A 26,175-nucleotide genomic window follows, 5' to 3' on the forward strand; every position below is an offset into this window, starting at 1 on the left:
GCGTCGACTCCGCGGAGCACGCCGAACTCGGCCTGTGCTCCATGCCCATGACCGGCCAGGCGTCCGGGCCTGCGTCACGGGCGTACCGCGCCCCCGGGGCGGGGCTCGCGGGTCAGGAGGTACGACACTCCCGCGAGCCGGAGCCGGTTCTCGTCGTCCACGTGGCAGCCGAGGCGTTCCGGCAGGCCGCGCAGGTAGGCGAGGGCGGGGCCGGTGAGGCGGACCCTGCCGTTGCCGAGGTGGGTGATGCCTTCGGGGACGTCGAGTGCGGTGAGCCAGGCGGCGTGGTCCCGGTGGACTTCGGCGGTGTACGTGGTGTCGGAGCCGGTTGCGCGTTCCAGGGCGTACAGCACGTCGCCGTAGCGGGCGTGGTCGAGGACGGCGCGTACGGCCGTGTCGATGCTCAGCAGGTTGGCGTCGACCTGGTCGCACGTGAAGACGCGACCGGGGCGGGCCCGGGCGTACGCGAACCAGGTTCCGGCGCGGGACGGGATGACGTAGCCGATCGGATAGCCGCCGGGAAGCCCGTCGTTCACGCACACGTACACGACCTCGGCGGCGTCGCTGCGCTCGCGGGTGAGGAAGAGCCTCCGCTGTTTCAGCAACGTCGCGAGAGACCGGTCGATGACGGTCACGTTCGTGTTCCCTCCTCCGAGTCGGGGCGGCGGCCGTTCCCCCGTCGACGGCCGCCGCACTTGCAAACCATCGGGGAAGGCGCTGCAATGCGGATGAAATTCTGATGATGCGCGGAGCGGAGCGGAGGCTTCGAGGTGGGCGCGGGATCACGTCGGCGGTTCGCGGGATCACGTCGGCGGTTACGGCTCGCGGTGCTCGGGCCGGTACGGGCCTGGCGTGACGGTACGCAGCTGTCCCTCGGGCCGGTCCGGCAGCAGGCCGTGCTGGCGGCGCTGGCGCTGCGTCCGGGACTCCTCGTCAGCCGCGAGCAGTTGCTCGACGGGGTGTGGGGGGACAGTCCACCGCAGTCGGGCCGCAAGGTGCTGCCCAGCTATGTCTACGGGCTGCGCAAGACGCTCGACGAGGAGGGTTCGGGTCCGGCGGATTCCGTGATCCGCGGGGAACGGGGCGGGTACCGGTTCGTCCCCGACGGGGTCCGGCTCGATGTGGCGGACCTGGCAGCGCAGTTGGACGACGCCCGGGGCGCGAAGGCGTCCGGCGACACGGCCACCGCGGTGGACCGGTTGTCCGGAGCGCTCGCCCTGTTCGAGGGTGAACCGCTCGCCGGGCTGCCGGGGCCGTACGCCGAGGCCGAGCGGCAGCGACTCCTGGAGCGCGCGCGAACGGTGCGGCTCGAGCGGCTCGAATGCCTCGTACTGCTGGGCCGGTTCGCCTGGGCTCTGGACGAGCTCGCCGCCCTGTCGGCGTCCGATCCGTGCGACGAGTCGCTGGCGGCGCTGCGCATGCGGGCCCTGTACGGCAGCGAACGCCAGGCCGAGGCGCTGAACGTCTACGAGGACACGCGCAAGCGGCTGAGCCACGAACTCGGCGTCGACCCCGGCGAGGAACTCCAGCGAGTGCACCAAGCGGTGCTGCGCCAGGACGACGTACGCCTGCTCGGGACGGCGGCGGCGGCGCGGTCCGTCGCTCCGCCGGCTCCCCCACCGGCCCGGTCCGGGCCCCGCCGCGCCGTCAACGACCTGCCGGGCGACTCCGGTCGGCTGATCGGGCGGGAGGCCGAGCTGGCGCAGCTCGTCGCGCCTTCCGCGCCGGGGTCCGTGTCGATCGTGACGGTGGACGGTACGGCCGGGGTCGGCAAGTCCGCTCTCGTCGTACGCGCGGCCCGTGAGCTCAGCGCCCACTACCCGGACGGCTGCCTGTTCGTGGACCTGCGCGCGCACAGCACGCAGCGGCGGCAGTCGCCGGAACAGGCGTTGCAGCGGCTGCTGCGCTCCCTCGGCGCGGCCAAGGGCGAGTTGCCGAGCGACCTCGAAGAGCTCACCGCCGCCTGGCGCGCGGCGACGAGCCCGCTACGGCTGCTCCTCGTGCTGGACGACGCCCTGGACGCCGAACAGATCCGGCCGCTCCTGCCGGCCGGGGCGGGAAGCAGGGTGCTGGTGGCCGGCCGGCGACGGCTGGCCGAACTGGACGCCGACCGACGGGTCACCCTGGAGCCGTTGGCGAGCGGCGATGCGGTGTCCCTGCTCACCCACCTCATCGGAGAGGGGCGTGCGAGCAGGGAACCGGAGGCCACGCATCGGCTCGTCGGACTGTGCGACGGGCTTCCGCTGGCTCTGCGCATCGCCGGGTCGCGGCTGCAGAACCGTCATACCTGGACGGTGGAGTACCTGGTGGGCCGCATGGCGGGCGATGAACGCCTGCTCGGCGAGCTGAGCATCGGGGATCGCAGTGTGGAGGCGGCCTTCCGCCTGTCGTACGACCAGCTCACACCCGAGCAGCAGCGCGGATTCCGCGCCCTGGGGCTGGCGCCGACGGTCGAGTTCGACGTGCCGGCGTCGGCGGCCATGCTCGGATGGACGTCGCACGACACCGAGCGGGTCCTGGAAAGCCTGGTCGACACGAGTCTGCTGCAGCAGCCGCGTCCCGGCCGCTACCGGCTGCACGACCTGGTCCGTGTGCACGCACGACGCGTCGCGGAAGCCGTGCCCGAGGAGGCCGCCGCCACGCGTACGGCCGCGCTCCGTCTCTACCTGGACGCGGCGCGGATCACGAGTGACTGGGGTTCCAGCAGCTTCCCCACCGGGCCGGCAAGCACCGGGCCCGCAGCCAACAGGTCCGCAGCCACCGGGTCCGCACCCAACGGGTCCGCACCCAACGGGCCCCAGCCCGCCGAGCCCTGGTCCGACGAGACCCAGCCCGCCGAGCCCTGGTCCGCCGACGCACCGTTCGCGAACTGGCAGGAGGCCGAGACCTGGCTGGACGCGGCAGGCGGGGAACTCGTCGACGTCGTCGGGCACGCCGCGGCCCTCGGCGAGGCCGACTACGCCTGCTGGATCGCCGAGGCACTCTGCGACTACTTCGTACGCCAGGGCCGCTACCACGAGAGCCAGACCGCTCTCGAGATCGCGCTCGCGCACGTGGACGAGGCCACCGACCGGCGGATGGCGCACGCCCTGCGGAACTGCCTGGGCTACACCTGCGTGTACCAGCGCCGGTACACGCAGGCACGCGCCTTGCTCACCGAGGCACTGCACCTCGGCCGGCGCCGCCCCGACCCGTGCGAAGAGGCCCGGACCCTGGGCGGGCTGGGAGCCCTGTGTCTGAGTGTGGGCGAGGGCGACCGGGCGATCTCCCATGCCGCCGCGGCGGTGGACCTGTCCCGGTCGCACAACGACTGGGTCACCGCGATAGCACTCGTCATCCAGGGCCTCGCCCAGCAGTTCCAGCGGCGGAACGAGGAGGCGCTGGCCAGCTTCGCCGATGCCCGTACCCACGCCGAGGCGGGCGGGCGCCCGCGCATGCTCGGCCGGGTCCTGAGCTGCGCCGCCGACATCCACCTCCGCCTCGGCCGGTACGGCGAGGCCAAGCGCCTGCTGCGCCAGGCCGTCCACCTGGTCGAGCAGGGCGGGGACATCTTCCTCTGCGCGCGCAGCCTGACCCGGCTGGGCACGGCGGAGCTGGGTGAGGGGAACGCGAGCACGGCCATCGCCCTCCACCACCAGGCACTCCACCAGCACCAGTTGCTGTCACCGCTCACCGAACCCGGCTACGACTGGCTGGAGATGGACATCCGCAGCCGCCTGGGCCACGCCTACGTGGCCACGGGCCGTATCCGCGAGGCGCGCGGACAGTTCGAGACCGTGGTCGAGGTGCACGACGCCCGTGCACGGCGCGCCGCCCCCACCGGACGCGGCTGACCTCCGGGCGGTCGCCCGGCGACGCTCCGGGGCGGGTGGCCCGGCCCGGCACGTTCAGTGCCGGCCTCCGCCCGGCGCCACCTCTCCGGTCACGCCGACGCGGATGCCCAGCCACGGGTAGGTGTGGCGGTAGAAGATGTTGTCCTGGGGCTGGAGGCCGACGGCCGAAGGCCACATCTGGAAGGCCGGCGCGTTGGACACCCCGCCGTGCAGCCGCCGCCAGACACGGGGGCCGTTCTGGCCGGCGGGGGGCGGGGTGATGGTGTCGGTCCATTCGACGGCGTTGCCGCCCTGGTCGAAGGTGCCCCATGGGGAGGCGGTCCCGGCCTGGCCGACGGTGCTGAGGCTGCCCTGGTAGACGGCGGGGTAGGTCAGGGGGTCCAGGCCGATCGGGTTGGCGGTGGAGCAGACGTCGGCCGGCACCTGGAACGGGCACCAGCTCGGGGCCGGACTGCCGGAGGCGTGGTAGGAGGCGAGGGGCTGCGTCGACGCGTTGGAGACGGCGCCGGTACCGGGGTCGAGGACGGTGGGCGCGGGGGCCGTCGCATCGCCGTCGCCGAAGACTCCGGCGTTGGTGGGGTACTTCCAGTAGGAGTACGTTCCGCCGCCCTTCGGGTCGTAGTAGGCGGCCTTGATCCACTCGTTCTGACTCGGTACGACGAAGCCCGAGTCCTGGGTACGGGTGGTGTCGGGGCGGGCGAGGTCGTACATTCCGCGTTCGGTGCGAGCCGAGAGCCGCACCTTGTAGGTGACGTAGGCGAAGGCGCCCTCGCCAGTGGTCGCCTTGGAGAGGATCCGTCCGTTGTAGAGCGAGTTGACGAGCCGCGCCGCCTCCCGGAAGTCGGCGAAGCCGTACGGCTTCTCGGCCCACTGCGGGTAGGCGACCGAGTAGTGGCGGCCCCTGCGGGCGGCCTCGGAGAAGTCGACCTGGCCGTACTTCGGCCAGGCGGCGGCGCTCTCGTTCTCCTCGTACAGCGCGAGTCGGTCGCGGCCCTCCGGGTCGACGGTGTTCAGGAACGCCACCCACTGCCGGACGGTGATCTCGGTCCGCCCGATCTCGTAGGGGTCGTCGACCCGGCCCACCATCAGGCAGTCGTCGCCCTCGGGGGCGTCGGCGCACGTCCGGTAGACGGCGTCGGTGAAGGGGACGATCCCCACGGCCGGGTTGCCGGGCGCGCCGACCCTGGCGGTGGTCAGCGTGATGACCTCACCCGTCGGGGGGCGGTCGTCGGCTGTCACGGTGGGGCCGAGCAGCGCCGACAGGCCGCCCGCCGCGAGGAAGGCCACGGCCGGACGGGGGCGGCGACGAAGACGGCGGGAAACGAGGTCCATGGGCATACTCCGCGCGTTGATCACGGCAACAGCTGGCGCCACATTAGCCCTGTATGTCACCTTCTGCCCGATAGAGGGCGAGGAGGACGCGGTCTGTGTCGCCGAGGCCCTGTCACCGATCGGCCGATGCGCCAAAGCCCGTGTGGAAGAGGAGAGTTGTCACCACGACCGCCGCGTCCGCTGCCGGCCGTTACGCCGGCGGCGCCGCGCTGAAGGCCCCCACCGGCCTCCCCGCTGAGCGCCGACAACCGCCGCGTCCTCGCGGTCCTCGCCCATCCGGACCGCTGACCGGCACCTCACTCACGTCACGACGCAGCGCGGCAGGTCAGCTTCATCTGGGCCGCCGCATGATGCGCCCCGAGGCGCGCCGCACTGCCCCAGTCACGGCCGCGGTCGAGGAGCTGGACCGCGAAGACCCCTTCGCCCTTGACCGGGTAGCTGCCGACCGGCACGAGTTCACCCCGGTGGACGGTCTGGCGCACGCCGAAGCCCGTGTAGCCGGAGCGGACGTCGGACGGGTCGGCGAGGACGCGGTAGAAGGTGGGGTCGCCGGCGGAGTCCGTGGCACGGTTCGTACGGGGCACGAACACCGCGAGCGAGCACTCCCGATGGCTCTCGTCCAGCTCCCAGCTCCAGATCGCCGTACCCCCGCTGTCCTTGGTGGCGCTGGCCGACATCGGGACGGCCGTGAAGCGGCCGTCGCAGGAGGAGTCGCGCCGGCCGCCGTCGCGGACGGTGTACCAGGCGGCGTCGCCGTTCTCGAAACGGCCCTCCTCGCGGTAGTGGCCCGTCTTGCAGCCCGGCCCCGCCCACTCCTCGAAGTCCTCTTCGCCCCCGCCGGGAAGCGCCGTCGGCCCGACCCGGGTCGGTACGCCGAGACCCGTGATGTCGTCGTCGGCGGCCTGCGCGTCACCGGTCCCGTCCGGTCCCATGAGCAGCGCCGTCGCGGCGATGAAACAGCCCAGTACGACCACGGCTCCGCCCGCCAGCAGGCCCTTGCGGAAACGGGAGAGGAGGGAGATCCGGCCGGAGAGGGTCTCCCGGGCGATCCAGGACGTGTCCGAACCACGATCGTCCCGGACCACGTATCCGCAATCGGGACACCTCATGCCCGGCAGTGGGCTGTGCCTCTCACTGCCGCACTGTTCGCACGCCATAGCAGTTCACTATGCAGGAACCTCATGCGTCACGGGGCGGGAACGGGGTCATGATCTGCAGTCGGCCCGGATCTGGGCCGCCGCGTGATGCGCACCGTCACGGTCCCCGTACCCCCAGTCCCGGCCGCGGTCGACGAGCTGGACGCTGAACACCCCGTCCCGTACCGGAAGGTCGTGCACGACCACCGCCCCGCCGCGCATCGACCGCTGGCCGATGTCGAAGGCGGCGAGGACACTGCCGGAGTCCCGTGGGTCGGCGAGTACGTGATAGCGCGTCGGATCACCGGCGACGTCCTCTTCGCGGGGGCTCCACGGAACACGTACCGCCACCGAGCAGCGTGCGTAACCACCGCCCGGACGCCAGGTCCAGGTGACCGTGTTGCCCCGGTCCCGGTCCGCGGCGCCGGACATCGGCACGGCGATGAACCGGCCGTCGCACCCGTTGCCCGCATGGCCGCCGGAGTCCACGTCGTACCAGCCCTCGCGATCGTCCGAGTAACGCCCGTACGTCCGCACCTCGTTCGGACAGCCCGGCCCCGCCCACTCGCTGAACCACGCCCCGCGCCCGGCGGGCACGGGCCGGGGCCTCGGCTTCACTTCCGGCTTCGGCTTCGGCTCGGCCGAGGGCTCCGGCTTCGCCACGGGCCCGGAGGACGAGGCGCCCGGCGCGGGCAGCTCCTCCGGGAGGAACGTCGGGCCGATCCGCTGCGGCATGCCGCCCAGCTCGATGTCGTCGACCGTCCGCACCGCGTCGTCGGCCCGGTCGTCATCACCTCCGGCGGTCGCGAGAAGCGTGGCGCCCAGCGTCAGCACACACAGCGAGAGCACGCATCCCGCCCCCATGAGCATCTTCCGCTCGAGGACCGGCTCCCTCACCGCCGGCGCCCGACGCGCCGGCACGGCCTCCACGGTGCAGCTGTCCACCACCATCCCGGGCAGCGCGCCCCGGTGCGTGCCACCGCATCTCTCGCACACCATGCGGGTCACTATGCAGGCCACCGGATACCGACCGGTAGGCATCCGCCGGTATCAACGCGGTATCGATCCACGTCGGTTGACCTTGCCCCAGGGGCAGGGCACATCGTCCTCGTGCCGGGCGGACCCCCCGCCCGGTGACGGAGGATGGGCACGTGCACGACGACTCCCTGCTCACCATCGGAGCCTTCGCCGCGCGGGCGCGGCTCTCGCCGAAGGCCCTGCGCCTGTACGACCGGCTCGGGCTGCTCGCCCCTGCGTACGTCGACGAGGCGACCGGCTACCGCTGGTACCGCACGGACCAGGTGGACCGCGCCCGGCTGGTCGCGCTCCTGCGGCAGATCGACATGCCGCTGGCGCGCATCGCCGACATGGTGGAACTGCCGGGGCCGCAGGCCGCGGAGGCGCTGGCCGCGTACTGGGCGGCGGTCGAGGAACGCCGCGCCGTACAGGGCGCCGTCGTGGCCCACCTCCATGACCGACTTTCGGGCAGGAGACCGACGATGTACGAGATCAGGACCGTGGACGTACCCGAACAGGCGGTGCTCGCCGAGCGCCGGCACCTGCTGTCGGACGAGCTGCCCCGCTGGATCCCGGCGGCTCTCGGACGGCTTGAGGAGGCGGCCGCGGCATGCGGAGGCGTCACGGCAGCGCCGTACGTGGCGTACCACGCAGAGGTCACCCCGGACAGCGACGGCCCGGCGGAGGCATGCGTCCCCATCGCCGACGCCGGCGCCGCGGCGGCCTGGACGGAGGAGAACAGAGCCGGGATCGTGCTCCGCGTCGAACCCGCGGGCAGGCTCGCCTTCACCCGGGTCACCAAGGCGCAGGTGGCGTACCCGCAGATCGTCTCCGCCTACGACGCGGTCGAGCGGTGGATCGCCCAGGAGGGACTGACGATCACGGGCCCTTGCCGCGAGGTGTACTTCGCCGACTGGGAGGCCGCCTCGGCGACGGACGAGGTCTGCGACATCGCCTTCCCGGTCGGTTGACGGGCACGGCCCGAGGGGCGCCTGACAGGCGCGGCTCTCCGGTCGCCTGACCGGTCCGGCGCCGCCGTGCGTCCGACGGCACGACCCGCCGGTCGCCTGACAGGCACGGTCCGAGGGTCACCTGACAGGCGCGGCTCTCCGGTCACCTGACGGGCACGGCCCGCGGAATCAACGCCGCGGGCCGCTCAGCTCCTCCGGGCACGGCGTTCCACGCGGGAGCTGGTACGGCGCCGCCAGTCGGTACACGCCGGGGCGCGGGGCGAGGAGTTCCGTCCATTCGTCGCCCTCCGCGTCCTCCTCCGCCTTCAGCAGACAGCCGGCCACGTTGACGAACGTCTTCGGCGTGTCGTCCTCCCGCAGCTTCGACGCCTCCGTCTCCTGCGGCTGCTCCACGCTCCGGCCCTTCTCGTCGACGAGGCCGAGCCACGGCGAGTACGGGACCCGGATCAGCACCCGGCCCGCCTCGCGCACGTGGATCGTCAGCTCGCCGGAGCCCGCCCGGTCCACCGTCGCCGGCGGGTCGGCCAGCGGCATCGGGTCACTGACGGCGAACAGCTGCCAGTTCGCGTCCGACCAGACCCGCTTCAGATACGGCTGGCCGCGCTCGACCAGCTTGGCCTCCCGCCCGGCGCCCGAGTCCGGTTCGCCCTTGGGCAGCACCACGTAGTGGACGGCCCAGCGGTCGAGCCACTCGCGGTAGTTGACCGCGTTGAGCGTGTCGTCGTAGAAGAGCGGATTGCGCTCCATGTCCGCCTGCCGGTTCCAGCCGCGCGCCAGGTTGACGTACGGGGCGAGCGCCGACGCCTCACGGTGGCTGCTGGCCGGGACGACCTCCACCCGGCCCTTCTCCGCACCGACCTCCTGGAGCTCGTTCACCAGCGGCGCGAGTTCCCGCGTCCAGGACGCGGCCGGCGCCGTGCGCACGATGTCGTCGACGCTCTTGAAGCCGATCCACGCGTTGAGCCCGACGAACGCCAGGACGAGCGCGTACCACCTGCGCGAGCGCGGCACGGCGTACGGCAGCGCCGCCAGCAGCACCACTCCCGCGAACAGCATCGCGAGCCGCGACACGTTCGAGCCGATCTGGGAGTCGACGAGGAACGTCAGCAGCGTGCCGAGGGCGTACACCGCGGCGGCGGTGCGGACCGTGCGCCAGTTGGCCGGTACGAGGACGAGGACGAGCACCCCGAAGAGGAACGGCAGCGATGTCGACCCCAGCGACATCGGCTGCGTACCGGAGAACGGGAACAGCCACGCCGACAGCGCGACGACGACCACCGGAGCGATACCGAGCGCGTACGCGCCAGGGCGGCGCCTGTTCAGGAACAGCGCCGCCGCGACGACACCGAGGAACAGTCCCGCGACCGGGCTCGACGCGGTCGCGAGTCCCGCCAGCGGCGCCGCGACCGCCGCCTTCGCCCACCGTTTGCGCCGCCAGCGGTACGGCCAGCAGAACACCGCGGCGACCGCCCCCAGCGCGAACATCATCCCGAGCCCGAACGTCACTCGCCCCGACAGCGCGTTGCACAGGAACGCGAACACCCCGGCGAGCGAGCACGCCAGGGGGTTACGGACCGCACGCACCCTGGTCAGGATCAGCGCGGTAAGCGCGGCGGAGAGCGTACCGACGACCATCATGGTCGTCCGTACGCCGAGGACCGACATCAGATACGGGGACACCACGCTGTACGAGACCGGGTGCATGCCGCCGTACCAGGCGAGGTTGTACGCCGAGTCGGGGTGCCGACCGACGAACTCGGCCCAGGCGTCCTGCGCGGCGATGTCCCCACCGCTGTTGGCGAAGTAGAAGAACCAGACGACGTGAAGGAGCGCGGCCACCGCGGTCGCGACGAGGACGGGACGGCGGGCGAGCGCGCCGCCGGGACGCACGGGAGCACCGGGGGATGCCGGAGACGCTGAGGATGCCGGGGACGCCGGAGACGCTGAGGATGCCGGGGACGCCGGAGACGCCGGGGGCGTGATCGCCCCTATTCGCGGGCCCTTCTCGGCTCCCGGCCCGCTCGCGGCGCTGCTCTCGCCCGCGTGTCTCGGCTCGACGGTGGTCACTGCGGCTCCCGTGTTCGCTTCCCGTGCTCGGGGACGCCGTCCCGGCGTCGCGAGTTGCCCCGGGATCCGGGGAAGCTGGCGATCCGGGGACGCTAGCACGGTGCCGATGCAGCGGACGGGGGCACGAACGCCCGTGCCCCCGTCCGGCTGCCCGATGTCAGCCCACGCGGGTCAGCTTGTCGCCGAACCCGGGCTCCTTCAGGTCACCCTGGAGCACGATGGGTGACGAGGTCCTGCCGGTGCCCGTGCCTACCGACACCTCACCGACGACCGTTCCGGCCTTCGCGGTGTGCGGGATCGCGCCCTTGCCCGCGCCGATCGTCAGGTCGACCTTGAGGCCCGGCCAGCCGAGCGCCTTCACGTCCTTGGTCGCGACGACCGGGTAGTGGCCGCCGAGGCCGTCGTCCACGTACCCGACGACGTCGCCCTTCTTGACGACGATCGCCGTGGTGACCGCGGACTGGGCCGCCTTGATCAGCTTGAGGCTGTCCTGGAGCGAGGCCTGGAGCTTGGCGTCGACCGTGCCACCGCGCTGGATGCCGAAGACGGCGCCGTAGATGCGGCGGATCTTGCCGTCGATCTCGATGTTGGCGGCCCAGAGGAGGTTGCCGCCGGCCGGGGTGGAGGAGCCCGTCTTGATGCCGCTCACGCCGGGGTTCAGCAGGATGTTGTTGTTGTTGTAGATCCTCTGGTCGATGCCCTCGATCGTGATGTCGGGGGTGTCGACGATCTCCCGGAACACGTCGTACTGCATGACGGCCTTGGCCAGCTTCAGCTGATCGGCGGCGGTGGAGACGGTGGTCTTCTCCAGACCGCTCGGGTCCGTGTACGTGGTGTCGTCCATGCCGAGCTCTACGGCCGCCGCGTTCATCTTCTCGACGAACGCGGCCTCGCTGCCGGAGTCCCAGCGGGCGAGCAGGCGCGCCGCGTTGTTCCCGGACGGGATCATCAGCAGCTGAAGCATCTGCTTCTCGGTGAACTTCTGGCCCTTGCGGATGGGGGCCGTCGACTCGTCCGCGGCCTTGGACTCGTCATCGGCCTTCTGGTCGACCTCGATCTGGGGGCCGGTCTCCTTGCCCTTGATCGGGTGGTTCTTGAGGATCACGTACGCGGTCATCGTCTTCGCGACGCTCGCGATCGGCGCGGGCTTCTGGTCGCCGCGGGTGCCCAGGCTGCCGACCCCCTCGACCTCGACGGCCGACTGGCCCTCAGCGGGCCAGGGGAGGTCCAGGGCCGCGCCGTCGAAGGTGTACTCGGACGTGGCCGTCAGTGTGAGGACGGGCTCGGGCAGCGGACGCATGGACTGCACGACCGCAAAGACGATCACGAGCAGGACGACGAGAGGCGTCCAGATCTTGAACCGTCGCACCACGGTGCGGACCGGGGTCTGCGCGGGCGGCGGGGTGTTCGTCAGCTCGGCGAGCAGATCGAGCGGCGGCTTGGGCGGCAGCGGCTGCTGCTTGGTCCGCTCGGGCTCGGTGAGCGAGACGGGCGGGGCGGCGGCGGCCGGCCTGGCGGGCGCGGTGGGCTTGGCGGGCGCGGTGGGCTTGGCGGGCGCGGACTGCCTGGCGGGCGCCTGGGGAGGCGCGGGCGTGGCGGCGGCGGCCGGCTTGGCGGGCGTGGTCGGTGTGGCGGGCGTGGCGGGCGCGGTCGGTGTGGCGGGCTTGGCGGGCGCGGTCGTCTTCGCGGGCGCGACCGGCCGTCCGTCGTCGCGCCGCAGCGGCACGAAGGTGCTGGTCCGCTCGGCGTCCGACTCGGGGGCGGTGACCCTCAGCGCCGTGGTCCGCTCGGCCTCGGTCTCCGGTGCGGGCTTCGGGCGGGCGGGGGATGCGGGGGGCGTGGGGACCTTCAGCGCGGTGGTGGGCTGGTCCACGGCAAGGCGGGGCAGCGCCTTGAACACGGCGGTCGGCTGATCGACCGGCGCGTCGTCTGCGGCATCGTCGGCGTCCTCGGCGTCGGGCTCGGTGTCGGGCTCGGTGTCCGCGACGGCGTTCTCGGTGTCGGCCTCGGGGCTCTCGTCGTCCTCATCGCCCTCCGAGGCGTCCTCGTCGGCGTCGGCGGGCTCCTCATGGGCCTCGGCGCCGGCCTGCGAGGCGTCGTCGTCCTCGGACGCGGCTTCGTCGGCCACGACCTCGTCGGAAGCGTCGTCCGCGGGCTCAGAGGGCCCCTCCGGCTCCGAGGGCCCGTCCTCCGGCTCCTCGGCGGTGTCCTCGCCGGTGTCCTTGCGGGAGACCCACGCCGCCACCGCGGCGCGGAGCCGGTCGTCACCGTTCGAGGTGCCACCGTTCGAGGTGCCACCGTCCGACGCTTCGCCATCCGCCTCGCCGTCCGCCTCGGCGTCCGCCTCGGCTGACGCATCGGCGGACCCGGCCCCGGCCCCGGAACCGGAATCCGAAGCGGAACCGGACGTGGACTCGTGCGCGTCCCCGTCCGTGTCCGTTTCCGTGCCCGAAGACGACGATTCCGATGATTCCGATGATTCCGACGGCTTCGACGGCTTCGACGGCTTCGACGGCTGCGTCCTGAACACCGCCGTCGGCTGGTCGACATGCCCCTCGGTGGACACTCCCGCCGAACGGGCCACGGCAAGCCGCGGATCACGTTCGTCCGGAGTCGTCTCCCCCGACGACTTCCGCTGCTCCGACTTGTCGGGGGACTCGCCCGCCACCGTGCCTCCTCCATGCGTCATACGTGCACCGCCCCGGCGCCGGCACCGCCCGCACCGCTGTCCGAACCATCTACCAGTGTCCTGTGTGAGCCCCTTGGCCCCCGTGCTAGACGAGAACGACATACCTACTGGTTCCCGTACGAAGCACCCAGGCGCTCTCGACAGACCAATGTGAGAGGCGTCACCCTGTCATTCATCCACGCGGGGAGGCATGGATGGGCAGGAGCCGCAGAACAATTCCGGAAGAGCTTCTGCTGCTCGCTCTGGACCCGACCACGGGTACCACAGCGCAGCCGCAGTCGCTCGACCTCGGCCTGGCCGGAGCACAGCTAGTGGAGCTGGCGCTGGCAGGACGGATAGCCCCTGACGGGGATCGTATCGCCGTGGTGATGCCACGGCCGACAGGAGATCCGACACTGGACTCCGCACTGGAGCTGTTGCGCAGACGCGGCAGCCCGGTCCGGGCCGTCCACTGGATCGGCGGGCCCCGGCTGGGGCTGCGCCAGACCTACCTTTCGCATCTGGAAAGGTGCGGCATGGTCCATGCCGTGGCCGGCCAGATGTGCGGGGTGCTGCCGACGACTCGCTACCAGGCGACGGACACGGCGATCAGCCGGGAAATCAGGGCCCGGCTGGACAGTGCGATCCGCACCGGCGTACCACCGGACCCGCGGACCGCGGCGCTCGCCGCGCTGGCCCATGCGGTCGGCCTGGGCAAGCACCTCTACCCCGGCAACGAGGGGCGGTCCTCCCGCTCCCGCCTACGGGATCTGATCAGGCACGACCCCATGGGCGGCCTCGTGGCACACGCCGTGATGGACGTTCAGAACGGTGTGGGCGCGCAACCACGCCGTAACCAGGCAGCGCCCGGCCGCCAGTCGGCCGTGCAGATGCCGCAGCGACACGGCAGCATGGCCCGCGCCGCCGCGCACTAGGTCAAGACAACCAGGACGTGTCAGACACGACGTAGCACGAACGAACACCCGGGCGTGAGCGCAAGCGAGCGTACGGGCACCCACTCGGTCGCGCGTACCCGTACGCGCAGCCGTGATCAGGACCGTCGCACCGCCGTCGTCCCCTGACCGGTCCGGGAGCCGCAGAGAGCGCGGGGCAGTCATCACGACTGCTCCGCGCTCTCGCTTTGTCCCCCGCATTGTGCGCGCGTGTCGTCGTTTTCCAGCGCGAGCCGCACCTTTGGTGGCAGTCTGCTGAGACGTAGATACACACAGCAACAAGGACAACGCAGCAGTCCACAGCCGGAGGTGCAGTTCCCGTGGCGTCCAACGTCAACCCCACCGTCAGGCGCCGTCGTTTGGGCCAGGAGTTGCGCCGGCTCCGTGAACTCAAGGGCATGACCGCAGAGGAAGTGGCGGACCGACTGCTCGTCTCCCAGTCGAAGATCAGCCGACTGGAGAACGGCCGCCGCTCGATCAGCCAGCGCGATGTGCGCGACCTCTGCGGCGTGTACGAGGTCGAGGACCACCGGGTCGTCGACTCACTGATGCAGATGGCCAAGGACTCCCGCCAGCAGGGCTGGTGGCACGCCTTCGGCGACATCCCGTACAGCGTCTACATCGGCCTGGAAACGGACGCGGCCTCGCTCCGCGTCTACGAGCCGCAGATCGTCCCCGGACTGCTCCAGACCCGGGAGTACGCGGAGGCCCTCATCACCGGCGCGCTGCCGGAGACCCCGGTCAGCGATGTGGAGAAGCGCGTCCAGGTGAGGCTGCGCAGGCAGGAACGGATCTCCTCCCCCGACGGCCCGCTGCGGCTGTGGGCCGTGGTCGACGAGGCCGCGCTGCGGCGGGTGGTGGGCAACAAGGAGATGATGCGCGAGCAGCTGGAGCACCTCGTCGAGCAGTCCCAGCTGCCGCATGTCACGGTCCAGGTCCTGCCGTTCAGCATGGGCGCCCATCCCGGCATCACGGGGCACTACGCCATCCTGGAGTTCCCCGACGCCTCCGATTCGAGCGTCGTCTACATCGAGGGCGTCACCAGTGACCTGTATCTGGAGAAGGCGAACGACGTCCACAAATACACCGTGATGTACGAGCACTTGCGGGCCCAGGCGCTGAACGTGGACCAGACCCGCGAGTACATCGAAGACATCGCCAAGTCGTACGCGAAGTAAACGGAAAGCCACTCGGGAAGTCGCGAGGGCGCACGGTACACCTTCGCGACCGTTTCCCGTAAGAGCGCAGCGGAATATGCCATCCGGTCGAGTGAACGGACGTTCTCAGCAGTCGAGCCTGCCAAGTAGCGTCCTGATCACGCCGTCAAGAACGTCGGCCACACCGTCGAAACACGGAACCGGAGAAAGACATGGCTATTCACCAGGGCGCCACGGACACTTGGACCAAATCCTCGTACTCCGGCGGAAACGGCGCGTGTGTCGAAGTCAAGTCCCCTGTCGTGCAGGCGATCGCCGTGCGGGACTCCAAGGCCCCCGAGGGCCCCTCCATCACTTTCGTCCCCGAGTCGTGGACCGCGTTCGTGCACGGCGTGACCAAGGGCTCCCTCTAGGGTTCCGCTCCCGGGAAGCACCGGCAACGACAGAGCCCTCTCGACTGGTCCGCCGTCCCGGCCGAGGGGGCTCGGCCCTGTCCGGCGCAACTCGCCGCCCGACACGACTCGCCGCCCGGCACAACTCGTCGCCCGGCACGGTTCGTCGGCCAGAGCGAGTCGCCGTTCAGCGCAGTTCGTCCACGTAGCGGTCCGTACCCGGCACGGTCGGAATGAACGGCGCGACCAGCTCGATCCTCCCCCGCTCCCCCGCGTCGAGATCGGCGAAGTGCCCCTCCCAGCAGTCCCGCGGATCCCGCTCCAGGAACCACAGCAGCGTCAGCCGGGTGTCGACGCCCTCCACCTGCTTCACGTACGACATCCGGTCCAGCGGCAGCGGCGTCGGCCGGAAGACCGTCACCATCGCCGCCGGGGAGCCCGCGAGCCGCTTCGGCAGCTCCCGCGACCGCAGCCACTCCAGCAGCTCCGCCCGCCCCTGCGGCCCCTCCGCGTCGATCACCTCCACGACCAGCCCCGCGTACGGATGGTCCAGCGCGTGGTAGTCACGCGGGCCCGCAGCACCGTCCCGGTAGACGGTCGCCACGTGGTCCTGGAAGGCGGTGAAGACGTGCGTACGGGCCTGATGGACCCGGCCGTCGCGATTCAGCCGCTTGTTGATACCGACGGTCCACCTCATGTGGTCGTCGTAGCGCCCGTCGGTGATCCAGTACGTGGAGATGTAGCAGCCCGCCGTCACCGGCTGGGCGACCGCCGACTTCTCCGGATAGCGCAGCCGCTGGAGGTCCCGGGTGGCGACCCAGCGGCGCCCGGCGTACATCCAGGGCATCGCCATCGCGCCCGCGTAGTAGTGGTCGTCCTCGTACCAGCGGTTGTACGCGTACTCCTGGCCGGGATGCGGCTCGACCATGGTGATCAGCGCATGTCCGGGGCGAACCCCGTAGGGGCCGACGGCCGCCAGTTCCGCGTACACCTCGGACCGGGTGTCCTCACTCACGACGCTCCCCTTCCCTCCTCCGGTGGACGGACCTACTCTGACGCAGCGTCAGATAAAGGGCCAGAGCCGGGAGTCGCCGAGATGCTGCTGCAGGGGAAGACCGTCATCGTGTCCGGCGTCGGCGCCGGACTCGGACACCAGATCGCCGCGACCGTCGTCCGCGACGGGGGCAACGCCGTCCTCGGCGCCCGCACCGAGGCGAATCTCGCCAAGACCGCCACCGAGATCGATCCCGAGGGCGCGCACACCGCCCACCGGCCCACCGACATCACCGACGAGACCCAGTGCGGGGCGCTCGCGGCCCTCGCCGTGGAGCGCTTCGGCCGGATCGACGCGGTCGTCCATGTCGCCGCCTGGGACAGCTACTTCGGCGGCCTGGAGGACGCCGACTTCTCGACCTGGCAGCAGGTCCTCGACGTCAACCTGCTGGGGACACTGCGCATGACCCGCGCATGCCTGCCGGCCCTCAAGGAACGCGGCGGCTCGGTCGTCATCATCGGCACCCAGTCCTCGGTCGCCGCACCCTCCCAGGTCCGCCAGGCGGCCTACGCGGCCTCGAAGGGCGCGCTCACCTCGGCCATGTACTCCCTGGCCCGCGAACTCGGCCCGCACCGCATCCGGGTCAACACGGTCCTGCCCGGCTGGATGTGGGGCCCGCCGGTCCAGGCGTACGTACAGTTCACCGCCCACACCGAGGGCGTCCCGGAGCCCGAGGTCCTCGCCCGACTGACCGAACGGATGGCCCTTCCGGACCTCGCGACGGACGCGGACGTCGCGGAGGCCGCCACCTTCCTCGCATCCGACCGCGCCCGCTCGATCACAGGCCAGTCCCTCCTGGTCAACGCCGGCGAACTGATGCGCTGACAACTCCCCAGGGCCGCACGGGCAAACGCCCCGTGCGGCCCTTCTCTGCCCTCCAGTTGTCCATGGATGTGAATGAAGGTCAATAACTCGAACGATTTTACTCCCTCTTGACCCAACGACTCGTTGTCGCGGGCGCTCACATGGCCACACCATGAACGGCGTTCACAAGGCGGACCCCTGGAGGGGGACATGAACAGTCTCGACTGGACCGTGCTCATCGGCTACTTCGGCGTGATGGTCGCCATCGGCATCTGGTCCCACAAGCGTGTGGACAACGTCAGCGACTTCTTCACCGCCGGCGGCAAGATGCCATGGTGGCTGTCGGGCATCTCCCACCACATGTCCGGCTACAGCGCCGTCATGTTCACGGGGTACGCGGCAATCGCCTACACCTACGGCGTGACGTCCTACGTGACCTGGTCCTTCCCCATCGCCATCGGCATCGCCATCGGTTCGCGGCTGTTCGCTCCACGCCTGAACCGGGTCCGCTCACGCCTGCACGTCGCCTCGCCGCTCGAATACCTCAAGGGGCGCTACAACCTGCCGACCCAACAGGCCCTCGCCTGGTCCGGCGTCCTTCTGAAGATCGTGGACGTCGGCGCCAAGTGGGCGGCCATCGCCACCCTGCTGTCCGTCTTCACGGGCGTCTCGCTCAACATGGGCATCCTGATCACGGGCGCGGTCACCGCCGTGTACTGCACCGTGGGTGGCCTGTGGGCGGACGCCCTGACGGAACTAGGCCAGTTCATCATCCAGCTCCTCGCCGGCATCGCGATGCTGGTGGCCGTCATGGCCGAACTGGGCGGCTTCAGCAGCCTGTGGAACGTCTGGGACGAACCGGTGATGCAGGGGCACAGCAAGCCGCTGGCCGGCCCGTACATGATGGTCTTCTTGATCGCCTACTTGTTCATCAAGACGTTCGAGTACTCGGGCGGCATGTGGAACCAGGCCCAGCGCTACATGGCCACCGACTCGGCCGAGTCCGCCGAGCGTTCGGGACGGCTCTCCGCCCTGCTCTGGCTGATCTGGCCGCTGGTGCTGTTCTTCCCCATGTGGGTGGCGCCCGTGATCCTGCAGAACGAGAAGAACGTCGTCCCGGCCGACTCGTACGCCATCATGGCCGAACAGCTCCTGCCGCACGGGCTGCTGGGCCTGGTCGTCGTGGGCTTCTTCTCCCACACCATGGCGATGTGCTCCTCGGACGCCAACGCCATCGCGGCGGTCGTCACGCGCGACATCATGCCCGCCGTCTCCCGCAAGGTCCGCGAGTGGGACACACGTGCCGGACTGCTGGCCGCCCGCTGGTCGACGCTGCTCTTCCTCGGCCTGTCCATGGCCATCGCGACTCAGGTCAACTCGGCCTTCTTCGGCGACATCATCACCGTCGTGATCAAGTGGGTCGCGGGTCTGATGGGCCCGATCGCCATCCCGCTGATGCTCGGCCTGCTGCCCTGGTTCCGTAAATGCGGCCCGACGGCGGCGCTGCTCAGCTGGGGCGTCGGTCTGATCACGTTCTGGCTGGTGAACTACCCGATCAGCTGGAGCGTCGAGGGCGGTGTGCCGCTGCAGTACCAGGTCTCGATCCCGCTCGCGGTCTCGCTGGTGCTCTTCATCCTCGTCGGCTACATCAAGCCGGAGGACACCCCGGAGCGCGACGGAATCCTCGCGCAGCTCAACCCTGGTGGCGGCGGCGGGCCGGCCACGGCGGCCATTCCTGGGCCGACCCCGGCCGGGGACACGGTGGGTGACTCGACGGCGCGGTCGGCGGCCAGGGAGTAGGGAGCGTTCTCACCGTCGGGGGTGGGCGGGCCACGGGGCCGCCCACCCTCGTCTGTGTGTCCACGGCCCGCCCCACGAGCAGAGGGGCACGGTACGCCGGCACCGGCCGCTCAGCGGCTCAGCGACTCAGCGGCTCGACCCTCAAGCCGCTCAAGCCCCTCAGCTCCTCAGCCGCGCGGGTAGCGGTGCAGCCAGCCCTGGGCGGAGACCGACGGGCCGTGGAGGGCGGGACCCTGGGTCATCTCCATGGCGAAGTCGTCGGCGAGTTCGAGGACCGTGGCGCGGCCCTCCAGCTCCGCGAGCCAGGCGGGGGGCAGGGCGGTCTCGCCGTGGAGGGCGCCGAGGAGGGCGCCGCAGAGGGTGGCGGTGGTGTGGGAAGAGCCGTCGTGGTTGACGGCGAGGCGGAGGCCGTGGCGGATGTCCTCGCCGACGAGGGTGCAGTAGACGGCGACGGCGAGGGCGTCCTCCGCGTTCTCCGGGTTGCCGAGGGCGGCGATCCTGGCCGGGCTCGGAATGCCCTGGCGTACGGCGCCGAGGGCCTGCTTGAGCGCGTCGGTCACGGGCTGGTGGCCCGGCCTGGGGGTGAGGAGCGAGAGCGCGCGCTGGACCGAGCCGTCGACGGTCTCGCCGCGGGCCAGCCCGTGCACGATCACGGCGAAGGCGCCGGCCGAGAGATACGCGGTCGGGTGGCCGTGGGTCTGCGCCGCGCACTCCACGGCGAGCTGGCAGACCAGCTGCGGTTCCCAGCCCACGAGCAGGCCGAACGGCGCGGAGCGCACCAGGGCTCCGGAGTCGCGCGCGGTCGGGTTCTTGGGCTTGTCGAGCGTGCCGAGGGTTTCGTCGCCGAGCCCGGTGAGACAGGCGGGAGCCGGGTCGCGGCGGGCGTAGAGCCACTCCTCGCAGGCCAGCCAGCCGTTGTCCTTGCGGCGCTCGTCGGGCCCCCAGTCGCGCTGGGTGGCGGCCCAGCGCAGATGGGCGCGGTGCACGTCGGTGGGCGGGTGCCAGGCGCCGGTGTCGCGGCGGACCTGGGCGCGTATGAGGCCGTCGACGGTGAAGAGCGTCAGCTGGGTGGCGGCGGTGACGGCGCCGCGCCTGCCGTACGCGGGGACGAAGTCGGCGACACCGTCGGGGCCGTGGGCGGCCCGTATGTCGTCGACCGTCAGCTCGGCGACTCCGGCGCCCAGCGCGTCACCGATGGCCCCGCCCAGCAGACAGCCGCGTACCCGGGCGCGGAAGTCCTGCTGCTCGGCACGGCCCCAGACTGCTGTGGCTGCTGTCGTCACGCGACCTCCCCTCCCTTCTCGTGCGCAGAACTGTAATCGACCGCACGAGATCGCTTCATGGGCGCAATCCAGCCGGGAGGGCTTGTGAAACGGTATGTGGGCGGTCGCCCTTCAGGCCGGTTTTGATCACTGTTCATGGCGGATTTCCGGGGTGCGTCGCGCCCCGCCCGCAGGATCCGCCGCATGACCTGCTTACTCGTGACACGAAGCCCGCTGCCGGGCCGTGTCCAGCGCGGCCGGCGCCTCGGGCATCATTTCGAGCGAGATCAGCACCGAAGCGCGCCGGACGTGGGTCCAGGCCCGGTCGTGGCCGAGCGCGAGGCACCGGTCGAGATGCTCGAGGGCCCGCAGCGGAACCGCCCGATCCGGCGGGTCCGACCGGTCCGGTGCGGTCCGGTGCGGTCCGACCGGTCCGGTGCGGTCCGACCGGTCCGGTGCGGTGGGGTGCGACCGGTCCGGTCCGGTCCAGCCGGTCACGCCGCCGCGGTCGCGTCTCAGCCCTGCTCCAGCACCGGCAGCAGCTCCGGCAGATGCCCGTCGGACGCCAGTGCGCTCCTCTGCCGCTCGGCCGGGACCTCCCCGTACAGCGTCGTACGGGGCCTGGCCGGCCGCCCGGCGGCCTCGGCGATGGCGATCAGGTCCTGGATGGAGCGGTACGAGCCGTAACTCGACCCGGCCATCCGGGAGATGGTCTCCTCCATCAGCGTGCCGCCGAGATCGTTGGCGCCGGAGCGCAGCATCTCCGCCGCGCCCTCCGCGCCGAGCTTCACCCAACTGGTCTGGATGTTGGGGATGTGGGGGTGCAGGAGCAGCCGGGCCATGGCCGTCACCGCGCGGTTGTCGCGGGTCGTCGGCCCGGGCCGGGCGATTCCGGCCAGGTACACGGGCGCGTTGGTGTGGATGAAGGGCAGCGTCACGAACTCGGTGAACCCGCCCGTCTCCTGCTGGATCCGGGCCAGGGTGCGGAAGTGGCCGAGCCAGTGCCGGGGCTGGTCGACGTGCCCGTACATCATCGTCGACGACGAGCGGATGCCCAGCTCGTGCGCCGTCGTCACGACCTCGATCCAGGTGGCGGTCGGCAGCTTGCCCTTGGTCAGTACCCACCTCACCTCGTCGTCGAGGATCTCCGCGGCCGTGCCGGGGATCGAGTCGAGCCCGGCCTCCTTCGCGGCCGTGAGCCACTCGCGGATCGACATCCCGGTGCGTGAGGCCCCGTTGACGACCTCCATGGGTGAGAAGGCGTGCACGTGCATGCCGGGGACGCGCTGCTTCACGGTCCGGGCGATGTCGAAGTACGCCGTGCCGGGCAGGTCGGGGTGGATGCCGCCCTGCATGCACACCTCGACCGCGCCGACGTCCCACGCCTGCTGGGCCCGGTCGGCGACCTGGTCGAGCGAGAGGGTGTAGGCGTCGGCGTCCGTGCGCCGCTGGGCGAAGGCGCAGAAACGGCAGCCGGTGTAGCAGACGTTGGTGAAGTTGATGTTGCGCGTGACGATGTACGTGACGTCGTCGCCGACGACATCGCGGCGCAGCTCGTCGGCGATGCGGCACAGCGCGTCGAGAGCGGGCCCGTCCGCGTGCAGCAGGGCGAGGGCTTCGTCGTCGGTGAGTCTCGTCGGATCGTCGGCGGCCGTGGCCAGGGCCTGCCGTACGTCGGTGTCGATGCGCGACGGCACCATGCCGGGCGCGGCGGCCTCGCGCAGGGACTCCCAGTCGCCGTACACGTCGTCGAAGTCGTCGCGGCGGTCGGAGGTCCGCCCGTCGGTGTCGATGGTGCGGTGCAGATCGGTACGGCCGCTCGCCGTGAACCCCTCGTCCGGCTCCTGCCACGGCAGGCCCACGGGCATGGCGTCCGCGTCGGCCAGGCCCGTCGCCGGGTCGGCCAGCGCCCGTACGTGCGGCAGGAGCCTCGGGTCCAGCCAGGGCTCGCCGCGCTGCACGAACTCCGGGTAGACCGCGAGTCGTTCACGCAGCCGGAAGCCGGCGTCGGCGGACCGCTCGGCGAGCAGCTCGATCTGCGGCCACGGCCGCTCGGGGTTGACGTGGTCTGGCGTCAGGGGCGACACGCCGCCCCAGTCGTCGATGCCGGCCGCGATGAGCCGCCCGTACTCCTCGTCCACGAGGTTCGGCGGGGCCTGGAGACAGCCGGAGGGTCCCATGATGTGCCGGGCGACGGCGATGGTCGCCACGAGGTCGTCCAGCTCGGCGTCCGGCATGCCGCGCATCGCCGTGTCCGGCTTGGCGCGGAAGTTCTGGATGATCAGCTCCTGGATACCGTGGTAGGCACGGGAGATGCGGCGCAGCGCGAACAGCGACTCGGCGCGCTCCTCGTACGTCTCGCCGATCCCGATCAGCAGCCCGCTGGTGAACGGCACCGAACTGCGTCCGGCGTCCTCCAGCACCCGCAGCCGTACCGCCGGCTCCTTGTCCGGCGATCCGTGGTGGGGGCCGCCCGGCTCGGACCACAGACGGGTGGCGGTGGTCTCCAGCATCATGCCCATCGAGGGCGCGACGGGCTTGAGCCGCTGGAAGTCCGTCCAGGTCATCACCCCGGGGTTGAGGTGCGGCAGCAGCCCGGTCTCCTCCAGGATGCGGATCGCCATGGCCCGTACGTACGCGATGGTGTCGTCGTACCCCTCGGCCTCCAGCCACTCACGCGCCTCTGGCCAGCGGTCCTCCGGCTTGTCCCCGAGCGTGATCAGCGCTTCCTTGCAGCCCAGCTCGGCCCCGCGCCGTGCGATGTCCAGCACCTCGTCGGGCGACATGAACATCCCGTGGCCCGCACGCCGCAGCTTCCCGGGGACGGTCGCGAAGGTGCAGTAGTGGCACTTGTCGCGGCACAGTCTCGTGAGCGGGATGAACACGCTCTTCGAGTACGTGATCACCCCGGCCCGCCCGGCCGCCTCCAGCCCCGCGTCCCGCACCCGCGCCGCCGACGCGCACAGGTCCGCGAGATCCTCCCCGCGCGCCTGCAACAGCACGGCGGCCTCACCGGCGTCGAGGGCAACACCGTCCCTGGCCCGCCTGAGGGCGCGGCGCATGGCGTTGGCGGTGGGACGTCCGGGCTGTTCTCCAGCCTGGTCTGCGGCCTGGTGATCCGTCATGCAGCGAGCATACGAGCGCCCACCGACGGGCAGGCCTCAGGCCCGGACGTATGCCTCGAAATCGTCGGGCACGGAGGGATGCGCACCGTTCCCGGCAACCTTCCGGACGAGGCGTCCGGATGAGGCGCTCCCTGACCTCCAGCCTGACCCGGACCGCCGGTTTCACCCCGTAAACGCCCGATACATTTCGTTGCGTTCGGGAAGCGGCCCATGACAGCATTCCGCATGTGACTGACAACGGGGACGGCATACCAGGGCGCGACCAGCCCTCAAAACTGGCCGAGTTGGCGGACTGGACCCCATCCCCTCCGCCGCCTCCCCAGGCCGAGGCGCCCATGCCCGACGCCGAACAGGCGCCCACGGCGAGCGCGCCGCCGGTGACGAGCGTGCCCCGCGTCCATGCCGCGGACGATGCGCCGGCCGCCGCCCGACGGGGGTTTGCGCGGTTGCTCGGTGAATTCCGGCGTACCGCCGTGCTGGTGCCCTTGGATGCTTACGGCAGCCTCTGGACCGCCGACCAGGGCGGTGTCCGCTGGATCTGCGCGTTCTCCGACGATGAGGCTCTGGCGCGGTTCGCCCACGTCCAGGGAGACACCCGGCGCGAGTGGAAGTACCGGACGATCCTCGGCGCGCGGCTGCTGGACGTGCTGGTTCCCATGCTGCCGGGCCCGGGGGGCGTTGCTCTGGACGCGGGCAGCGATGACGGCATGCTGTTCCCGCCGGTCGAAGGCATCGTGCCCGCCGCGGTGGCAGTTGATCTCGAGGGAGACGGGGGAACGGAATGAGCGGGCAGGAACCCGACCTGCAGGCGCCGCCGGAGGCGCTCGCCGGCATCGTGAAGGGCATCAACCTCGCACATGCCGAGCTGAAGGACCTCGGCATGATCGGCGAAGCCACCGCCGGACGCGGCTTCTCGGAGCTGGGTCTGTCGGGGCTGGAGCTGGGACACGGCGGGCTGGCGGAGCAGTTCCGGACGTTCTGCGACCGCTGGGAGTGGGGTGTACGGACGCTCACGCTGAAGGGGAACGGGTTCGCACAGGCCGTGGGTCTGTCGGCGGGTTCGTTCGCCGAGCAGGAGCAGTACGTCAAGGACTCGATCAAGATCGGCGTCAACGCCGTCAACGGGAATCCGCACTTGAGCGAGGACGAGGTCAAGGCCAAGGACTGGGACGAGATCAGCACCCAGACATGGTTCGACGACGCGGACTGGAGCGCCGAGTCGTTCTCCGAGGCGCACGGAGAAGTGAAGGAGACCTGGAAGAACACCGGCTACGACGTCATGGACGCGCAGCTGGATTCCATGGAGCGCTCGGGCCTGATCGGCTCGGAGGAACGTGACGCCGCGGACGCACAGCTGCGCGAGGCCCTGGACCCGTCCCAGGAGACGATCGCGCAGGCCGAGGAGCCGCGGTGGGGGGAGCACGGCTGATGGTGGACCTGGGGGACTGGGGCAAAGCCCTCGACAAGGGCATCGAGATCGTCGACGACGGAATCGACACGGCCAAGGAGAAGGTCGGCGAGGGGATCGACTGGACCACGGACAAGGTCGGCGACGGCCTGGACAAGGTCGGTGCGCACGACTGGGCGGACGGCGTCGAGGACTGGGGCGACGAGACCGCCTCCTCGCTCGGCGCGGAGGTGGGTGAGCAACAGCTCGGCCAGACCGAGGAGGCCGACGAACTCATCCACGGCAATCCCGGGAAGATCGCCTCGACGGTGAAGAACCTCCGGGACTTCCAGAAGGCGTTCGAACTCGTCGGCGGCGGGATGAAGAAGCTCGACTCCAGTCACTGGAAGGGCGAGGCGGCCGACGCGTTCCGTAAGAAGGTCCAGACGCTGCCCACCGACTGGCTGCACGCCGCCGACGCTTTCGAGGCCGCGGCGAAGGCCCTGGAGACGTATTCGACGACCGTCGTCGGCGCCCAGAGCAAGGCGAAGGAGGCCATCGCCCTCTACAAGGAGGGCGAAGCGGACTCCAAGACGGCGGTCGACGCTTACAACAAGAAGGTCGACGCCTACAACGCCGCCCGCAACAGCGACAACCCGCCGCCGCGGCCCGGTCCCTTCACCGATCCCGGCAACGCCAAGCGGGAACGGGCGAAGGAGATCCTGAACGAGGCCCGTCGGCACCGCAACGAGGCTGCCGACACCGCGAAGTCCGCCGTCAGCGCCGCCCTGGCCCACGCCCCGAAGGAACCCACGGGTCGCGAACAGCTCAAGCTCGAACTCCTGGACTACGGCCTCGCCCAGGGTGTCGAGACCACCCACCTGGCCGGCGGCGTCGTCAAGGGCGCCGCGGGCCTGGTCAACTTCGTCCGGTCGATCAACCCGAGCGACCCCTACAACCTGACCCACCCCGCCGAGTACTACAAGGGTCTCAACATGACCCTGGCCGGTCTCGCCTCCACCGCCGCGAACCCGGACCGCGCCCTTAAGGGCGCGTGGGAGTCACTCAAGAGCGACCCGAGCGAATTCGGGGGCCGGCTCCTCCCTGAAATGGTGGGCACTAAGGCCGTGTCCTATGTGGTGAGGCGGACGAGTCGCTTGTAGCAGCACAGAGCGGCGGCGAGGCCGAGAAAGGCCAGGTAGTTGCGGGGATGGCGT

General features: G+C 71.0%; 20 protein-coding genes. 10 read left to right on the plus strand and 10 right to left on the minus strand.

Annotated elements, in window-relative coordinates; translation table 11 throughout:
* Positions 1-74: 74 nt before the first annotated feature.
* The gene (locus tag ACIQMR_RS21615; RefSeq protein WP_401389515.1) at positions 75-635 is read right to left on the minus strand and encodes a hypothetical protein; all 561 of its coding nucleotides are present in this window, start codon (positions 633-635) and stop codon (positions 75-77) included.
* A gap of 192 nt (positions 636-827) precedes the next feature.
* Here ACIQMR_RS21615 and ACIQMR_RS21620 point away from each other — a divergent pair, with 192 nt between their 5' ends.
* Positions 828-3,833: a BTAD domain-containing putative transcriptional regulator gene (locus ACIQMR_RS21620; protein WP_401389518.1), complete on the plus strand. Its 3,006-nt coding sequence runs from the start codon at positions 828-830 to the stop codon at positions 3,831-3,833.
* Between the two features lie 54 nt (positions 3,834-3,887).
* On the opposite strand, the gene ACIQMR_RS21625 is transcribed toward ACIQMR_RS21620, so the two are convergent.
* The 3 genes from ACIQMR_RS21625 to ACIQMR_RS21635 all read right to left on the minus strand — a co-directional run bounded on the left by ACIQMR_RS21625 (position 3,888) and on the right by ACIQMR_RS21635 (position 7,300).
* Positions 3,888-5,165 carry a hypothetical protein gene (locus ACIQMR_RS21625; protein ID WP_401389521.1) on the minus strand — a complete coding sequence of 426 codons (1,278 nt, stop codon included), beginning with the start codon at positions 5,163-5,165 and terminating at the stop codon, positions 3,888-3,890.
* Positions 5,166-5,470: 305 nt separating this feature from the next.
* Positions 5,471-6,274: an adhesin gene (locus tag ACIQMR_RS21630; protein WP_401389524.1), complete on the minus strand. Its 804-nt coding sequence runs from the start codon at positions 6,272-6,274 to the stop codon at positions 5,471-5,473.
* A gap of 96 nt (positions 6,275-6,370) precedes the next feature.
* Entirely contained in the window at positions 6,371-7,300 is a 930-nt protein-coding gene (locus ACIQMR_RS21635) for an adhesin (protein WP_401389527.1), read from the minus strand.
* A gap of 152 nt (positions 7,301-7,452) precedes the next feature.
* Here ACIQMR_RS21635 and ACIQMR_RS21640 point away from each other — a divergent pair, with 152 nt between their 5' ends.
* Complete coding sequence (locus ACIQMR_RS21640; RefSeq protein ID WP_401389530.1) at positions 7,453-8,289, plus strand: MerR family transcriptional regulator; 837 nt, start codon at positions 7,453-7,455, stop codon at positions 8,287-8,289.
* A gap of 168 nt (positions 8,290-8,457) precedes the next feature.
* Here ACIQMR_RS21640 and ACIQMR_RS21645 read toward each other — a convergent pair whose 3' ends face one another.
* Positions 8,458-10,179: an MFS transporter gene (locus ACIQMR_RS21645; protein WP_401389533.1), complete on the minus strand. Its 1,722-nt coding sequence runs from the start codon at positions 10,177-10,179 to the stop codon at positions 8,458-8,460.
* Between the two features lie 334 nt (positions 10,180-10,513).
* Positions 10,514-13,045: a serine hydrolase gene (locus ACIQMR_RS21650; RefSeq protein ID WP_401389536.1), complete on the minus strand. Its 2,532-nt coding sequence runs from the start codon at positions 13,043-13,045 to the stop codon at positions 10,514-10,516.
* 194 nt (positions 13,046-13,239) lie between these two features.
* Here ACIQMR_RS21650 and ACIQMR_RS21655 point away from each other — a divergent pair, with 194 nt between their 5' ends.
* The 3 genes from ACIQMR_RS21655 to ACIQMR_RS21665 all read left to right on the plus strand — a co-directional run bounded on the left by ACIQMR_RS21655 (position 13,240) and on the right by ACIQMR_RS21665 (position 15,547).
* The gene (locus ACIQMR_RS21655) at positions 13,240-13,959 is read left to right on the plus strand and encodes a GPP34 family phosphoprotein (RefSeq protein WP_401389539.1); all 720 of its coding nucleotides are present in this window, start codon (positions 13,240-13,242) and stop codon (positions 13,957-13,959) included.
* Between the two features lie 338 nt (positions 13,960-14,297).
* On the plus strand, positions 14,298-15,155 hold the full coding sequence (locus ACIQMR_RS21660; protein ID WP_401389542.1) for a helix-turn-helix domain-containing protein: 858 nt from the start codon (positions 14,298-14,300) through the stop codon (positions 15,153-15,155).
* A gap of 191 nt (positions 15,156-15,346) precedes the next feature.
* Positions 15,347-15,547, plus strand: coding sequence for a DUF397 domain-containing protein (locus ACIQMR_RS21665; RefSeq protein ID WP_266379046.1), 201 nt, complete (start codon positions 15,347-15,349; stop codon positions 15,545-15,547).
* 166 nt (positions 15,548-15,713) lie between these two features.
* Here ACIQMR_RS21665 and ACIQMR_RS21670 read toward each other — a convergent pair whose 3' ends face one another.
* Positions 15,714-16,541 carry a hypothetical protein gene (locus ACIQMR_RS21670; protein WP_401389545.1) on the minus strand — a complete coding sequence of 276 codons (828 nt, stop codon included), beginning with the start codon at positions 16,539-16,541 and terminating at the stop codon, positions 15,714-15,716.
* Between the two features lie 81 nt (positions 16,542-16,622).
* On the opposite strand from ACIQMR_RS21670, the gene ACIQMR_RS21675 reads away from it, so the two are divergent.
* Positions 16,623-17,405, plus strand: a complete 783-nt coding sequence (locus tag ACIQMR_RS21675) for an SDR family oxidoreductase (protein WP_401389548.1) — start codon at positions 16,623-16,625, stop codon at positions 17,403-17,405.
* A 189-nt stretch (positions 17,406-17,594) separates the two neighbouring features.
* Positions 17,595-19,184, plus strand: coding sequence for a sodium:solute symporter family protein (locus ACIQMR_RS21680; RefSeq protein WP_401389550.1), 1,590 nt, complete (start codon positions 17,595-17,597; stop codon positions 19,182-19,184).
* A 167-nt stretch (positions 19,185-19,351) separates the two neighbouring features.
* On the opposite strand, the gene ACIQMR_RS21685 is transcribed toward ACIQMR_RS21680, so the two are convergent.
* From ACIQMR_RS21685 to ACIQMR_RS21695, 3 genes are all read right to left on the minus strand, one after another.
* A complete protein-coding gene (locus ACIQMR_RS21685) occupies positions 19,352-20,467 on the minus strand; it encodes an ADP-ribosylglycohydrolase family protein (RefSeq protein WP_401389552.1) in 1,116 nt (371 codons plus the stop codon).
* Positions 20,468-20,659: 192 nt separating this feature from the next.
* The gene (locus ACIQMR_RS21690; RefSeq protein ID WP_401389555.1) at positions 20,660-20,944 is read right to left on the minus strand and encodes a hypothetical protein; all 285 of its coding nucleotides are present in this window, start codon (positions 20,942-20,944) and stop codon (positions 20,660-20,662) included.
* 17 nt (positions 20,945-20,961) lie between these two features.
* On the minus strand, positions 20,962-23,571 hold the full coding sequence (locus ACIQMR_RS21695; RefSeq protein ID WP_401389558.1) for a bifunctional FO biosynthesis protein CofGH: 2,610 nt from the start codon (positions 23,569-23,571) through the stop codon (positions 20,962-20,964).
* Positions 23,572-23,906: 335 nt separating this feature from the next.
* Between ACIQMR_RS21695 and ACIQMR_RS21700 the strand changes: the two genes are divergently transcribed.
* Genes ACIQMR_RS21700 through ACIQMR_RS21710 form a run of 3 tightly spaced genes read left to right on the plus strand, consistent with a single transcriptional unit; the run spans position 23,907 to position 26,121 of the window.
* Complete coding sequence (locus ACIQMR_RS21700) at positions 23,907-24,356, plus strand: SseB family protein (RefSeq protein ID WP_401389561.1); 450 nt, start codon at positions 23,907-23,909, stop codon at positions 24,354-24,356.
* The gene (locus ACIQMR_RS21705; RefSeq protein WP_401389564.1) at positions 24,353-25,000 is read left to right on the plus strand and encodes a hypothetical protein; all 648 of its coding nucleotides are present in this window, start codon (positions 24,353-24,355) and stop codon (positions 24,998-25,000) included. The genes ACIQMR_RS21700 and ACIQMR_RS21705 overlap by 4 nt, the downstream gene beginning before the upstream one ends.
* A complete protein-coding gene (locus ACIQMR_RS21710) occupies positions 24,982-26,121 on the plus strand; it encodes a putative T7SS-secreted protein (protein ID WP_401389567.1) in 1,140 nt (379 codons plus the stop codon). The genes ACIQMR_RS21705 and ACIQMR_RS21710 overlap by 19 nt, the downstream gene beginning before the upstream one ends.
* The last annotated feature ends 54 nt before the right edge of the window (positions 26,122-26,175 follow it).

Source organism: Streptomyces sp. NPDC091376 (genome assembly GCF_044757085.1).
Taxonomy (GTDB): Bacteria; Actinomycetota; Actinomycetes; order Streptomycetales; family Streptomycetaceae; genus Streptomyces; species Streptomyces pratisoli.